Origin of the sequence: Rhodococcus sp. NPDC003318 (genome assembly GCF_042879035.1) — a bacterium.
GTDB lineage: Bacteria > Actinomycetota > Actinomycetes > Mycobacteriales > Mycobacteriaceae > Rhodococcus_G.
Map to the genome: position 1 here is coordinate 1 of NZ_JBIAOU010000044.1, position 4,615 is coordinate 4,615.

2 protein-coding genes are annotated in these 4,615 nt (G+C 66.1%); both read left to right on the forward strand.

Annotation, left to right across the window (positions count from 1 at the left end):
• The first annotated feature begins 71 nt into the window (after positions 1-71).
• On the forward strand, positions 72-3,989 hold the full coding sequence (locus tag ACFYVR_RS26870; protein WP_387479424.1) for an SDR family NAD(P)-dependent oxidoreductase: 3,918 nt from the start codon (positions 72-74) through the stop codon (positions 3,987-3,989).
• On the forward strand, positions 3,979-4,615 hold a 637-nt coding region (locus ACFYVR_RS26875), incomplete at its 3' end, for a beta-ketoacyl synthase N-terminal-like domain-containing protein (RefSeq protein ID WP_387479427.1). The genes ACFYVR_RS26870 and ACFYVR_RS26875, both read left to right, overlap by 11 nt.

Consider the following 4,615-nt stretch of genomic DNA (forward strand, 5'->3'; position numbering starts at 1 on the left):
TGTGGCCTGAGGTGGGTCGGGTTCGGCGGGCGGGTGTGTCGTCGTTCGGCGTGAGTGGGACGAATGCGCATGTGATTGTCGAGCAGGTTCCCGACGAGGATGTGTCGGTGGACGATTCGGTGACGTCTGCGGTGGGTGGTGTGGTGCCGTGGGTGTTGTCGGGTCAGTCTGCGGGCGCGGTCCGCGAGCAGGCGCAGAGGTTGTCGTCGTTTGTCGGTGAGCGTAGCGATCTCGATGTGGTCGCGGTGGCTGCGTCGTTGGTGTCCTCGCGTGCGGTGTTGCCGTATCGGGCGGTGGTGGTCGGGTCGGATCGTGACGGGTTGCTGGCCGGGCTTGACGCGGTGGAGGTCGGTGGTCCGGGTGACGCCGGGGCCGGGGTGGTGTTCGCTTTCCCCGGTCAGGGTTCGCAGTGGGTGGGTATGGGTGCGGAGTTGTTGGACTCGGCACCGGTGTTCGCCGAGTGGATCGAGCGCATCGACGCGGCGGTGGTCGCGGCGGGTGGTGCGTCGGTCATCGAGGTGTTGCGGACCGGTGAGGGTGTGGACCGGGTCGATGTGATTCAGCCGGTGTTGTTCGCGGTGATGGTGTCATTGGCCCAGCTGTGGCGTTCGTGTGGTGTGGAACCTGCTGCTGTGATCGGTCATTCGCAGGGAGAGATCGCTGCGGCGTGTGTGGCAGGAATCTTGTCCGTCGAGGATGCCGCTCGTCTGGTGGTGTTGCGGAGCGCGGCGTTGACTGCGTTGTCCGGTGACGGTGCGATGGCGTCGGTGTGGTGTTCGGCGGAGGAGGCCGAGCGTCGGATGGGGCCGGGGTTGTCGGTGGCGACGATGAACGGGCCGCTGTCGACGACCGTGTGTGGACCTGTCGAGGAGGTTGTCGCGTTCGTCGCCGACTGTGAGCGTGACGGGTTGCGGGCGCGTCGGATCGATGTGGACTATGCGTCGCATTCGGAGCAGGTGGAGCGGATCCGGGATGCGCTTGTCGCGGTGGAGGTGTCGCCGGGTTCGGGTGTGGTGCCGTTGTGGTCGACGGTCACCGATGGATGGGTCGATGGTGCCGATCTGGATTCGGGGTACTGGTACCGCAATCTGCGTGAGCCGGTTCGTTTCGGGCAGGGTGTCGAGGCGTTGGCCGGGCTGGGGTACGGGGTGTTCGTCGAGGTGAGTCCGCATCCGGTGCTCACCGGTGCGATGCAGGACTGTGTGGACGTGGCCGGCGGTAGTTCGGTGGTGGTGGAGTCGCTGCGGCGTGATCAGGGCGGGTTCGATCGGTTCCTACGTTCGGTGGGTGTGGCTTTCACTGCTGGTGTCGATGTGGATTGGCGGTCGGTGGTCGGTGGGGGAGGCGGTGTGATCGATCTTCCGACGTACGCGTTCCAACACACCCCCTACTGGCTCGAACCCACCGGCGCGCAGGCGCAGTCGACTGTGGACCATCCCTTGCTGGGAGACACCGTCGAACTGCCAGACCGGGGAGGATTCGTCCACACGATTCGACTGTCGTTGTCCACCCACCCGTGGCTCACCGATCACCGAGTACACGATCACGCGATCGTCGCCGGTGCCGCGTTGGTGGAGATGGTGCTTCGTGCGGCGGAACACGTGGACTGCGGTGACATCGAGGAACTCGTCATCCACACCCCGCTTCTGATTCCGGAAAGTGAAAGTGGAACGGTCGTGGTCCGCACAGTGACCGGCTCCGCAGCGGAATCGGGCGCGCGAGCTGTGACCATTCACTCGGAGACGAACGGCGAGTGGATCAGACACGCCTCGGCGACCGTCGTTCCTGCGCTGCAATCGGTCCCACGGTGGGAAACCCTGTGGCCGCCTCTGGGCGCCGAACCGATACCTCTCGACGGGGTGTACGACACCCTCCGGAAACACGGAATCGGGTACGGTCACGCGTTCCGAGGTATGCGTGCGATGTGGCGAAACGGGCAGACGCTCTTCGCGGAGGTCGCACTTCCGGAGTCCGAGCACACCGCGATCCGGCAGTACGGCATCCATCCTGCACTGCTCGACGCGACACTCCACCCCGTCGTCCAGGACGAACTCGTACGCGAATCGGCCGACCACGCGGTGAAACTGCCCTTCGTCTGGTCCGGGGTCAGGCTGTACGCCACGGGAGCGACCACGCTGCGGGTCACGCTGGCCCCGAACGGGGCCGGAGCCACCCGAGTGCAGGCCACTGATGTCAGTGGCGCTCCGGTCGTCCTCATCGAGTCGCTCAAGTCGCTGCCGATCAACACCGACCACCTCGCGGTGAGTCGAGCGGTCGATAACGGGCAGCTTTTCGGCATCGACTGGGTGCCGGTAGCGACTACACCGACCGCGACCATCGACGATGTCTACGAGGTGGACGGTCCGCCGGCCGCCGCGCTGACCCGTCTCCGGGACTGGGCGCTTTCCGACTCGGGACGCCTCGCGGTGGTGACGCGAGACGCCGAGTCGGACCCGGAACACGGTGCAGTCTGGGGCCTGGTGCGGTCTGCGCAGTCGGAGCACCCGGATCGGTTCGTCCTCGTCGACCTACCTGCGGGGGACATGGACGCCGGATGCGAGCTGGCGACGGCAGCGATGACATGCGGGCATCCGCAGGTTGCCGTGCGCGACGGTGGCTTGGTCACACCGCGCCTGAACGAGATACAGTCGAGCGAACAGCCGGTGGCATCGTTCGACGGCTCCGTACTGATCACCGGAGGGACCGGCGTCCTCGGGGCACTTACGGCGCGGCACCTTGTCTCCGCATACGGCGTCCGTAGCCTGACACTGGTCAGTCGGCAGGGTTCCGAGGCACCCGGGGCGGCCGAGCTTCGCGCGGAACTGGAGGCCGCCGGCGCGCAGGTCAACATTCGTGCCTGCGACGTCGCAGACCGGGACGATCTAGCGAGGCTCCTCTCGTCCATCACGGATCTCCGCGCCGTCATCCACACCGCAGGTGTGCTCGACGACGGAACTCTGTCGGCGCTCACGACAGAGCGCTTCGAGGCGGTGATGCGACCGAAACTTACTGCGGCTCGCAATCTCCACGAGCTGACCCTCGGTACCGACCTGGCGCACTTCGTTCTCTTCTCCTCCATCGCGGGCACATTCGGGTCGGTCGGGCAAGCCGCGTATGCCGCCGCCAACGCAGCACTCGATTCCCTCGCTCGCCTGCGTGGTGACCTCGGTCTGCCCGCACTGTCGATCGCCTGGGGACTGTGGGACGAGGCGAGCGGAATGACGGGTCACCTGAGCGAACGCGATCTGCAGCGCAACGCTCGAAACGGTGTTCTCGGTATGTCGAACTCGGACGGTCTCGCCCTGTTCGATGCAGGTGTCCGGTCCGGCCGGCCCGCGGTGCAGGCTGCCCGTCTGGACCTCGACCGGCTCCGGACACCGCTGGTCGCGGCGACGCGTCGGATAACGGCCGCAAGCCGGGAAGTGCCCGAGACCTCGCTTGCCGAGTTGCTCGTCCGGGCACCGAAGACCGACCGGGACCGCATCGCGCTCGACGCCGTGCGCGGTGCGATCGCGGCCGTCGTCGGCATCGGTGACGGCGCCCAGGTTGAACCGCAGCAGGCATTCAAGGAGATGGGCTTCGACTCGCTGATGGCCGTCGAACTCCGGAACCGACTCTCCGCACTCACCGACACCCGCCTACCCGCGACGTTGGTCTTCGACCACCCCTCGCCGGAGTCAGTGGCCAGCCACCTCGTCGAACTGTTGGCGCCCGAAACCGAGATGCACTCGGACACCGAGGTCTCGGTACTGTCGGAACTCGACCGCATCGAAACCATGCTCATGGACTCCCTACCTGGTGACAATCCGACGAGACAGGCGGTGGCCGACCGACTGCAGGACCTTGTGGCCCTGTGGTCCCGCACCATCTCGGACAGAGCGACGACCGATGTCCGGCATGCTCTCGACAATGCGAGCCTGGCGGAAGTGTTCGACTTCATCGATCAGCAGTTCGGAACAGAACCGGAGGGCTCTCACGATGTCCACTGACAACGACAAGCTGGCCTCGTACCTCAAGCGCGTCACTAGCGAACTCTACGATGTGCGCCTTCGACTCACGGAGATCGAGTCGAGGGCGAGCGAGCCGATCGCCGTCGTGGGGATGGCGTGTCGGTATCCGGGTGGGGTGGGTTCGCCGGAGGATCTGTGGGATCTGGTGTCCGCCGGGGTGGACGTCGTGGGTGGCGTTCCCGGTGACCGGGGTTGGGATCTGGGTCGGTTGTACGACCCGGATCCGGACAAGGTCGGTACGTTCTACGCCCGTGGTGGTGGGTTCCTCGATGATGTCGCCGGGTTCGATGCGGGGTTGTTCGGGATCTCGCCGCGTGAGGCGTTGGCGATGGATCCGCAGCAGCGGCTGTTGTTGGAGTCGACGTGGGAGTTGCTCGAGCGGGCGGGGATCGGTCCGGATTCTTTGCGGGGCAGCAACACCGGGGTGTTCGTCGGAGCCATGCAGCAGGACTATGCCCCTCCAGCGGGCGCCGCGGGTGAGGCGCTGGAGGGCTACCTGATGACGGGTGCCGCGGGCAGTGTGATCTCGGGTCGGATTTCGTATGTGTTCGGTTTCGAGGGTCCTGCGGTGACGGTGGATACGGCGTGTTCGTCGTCGTTGGTGG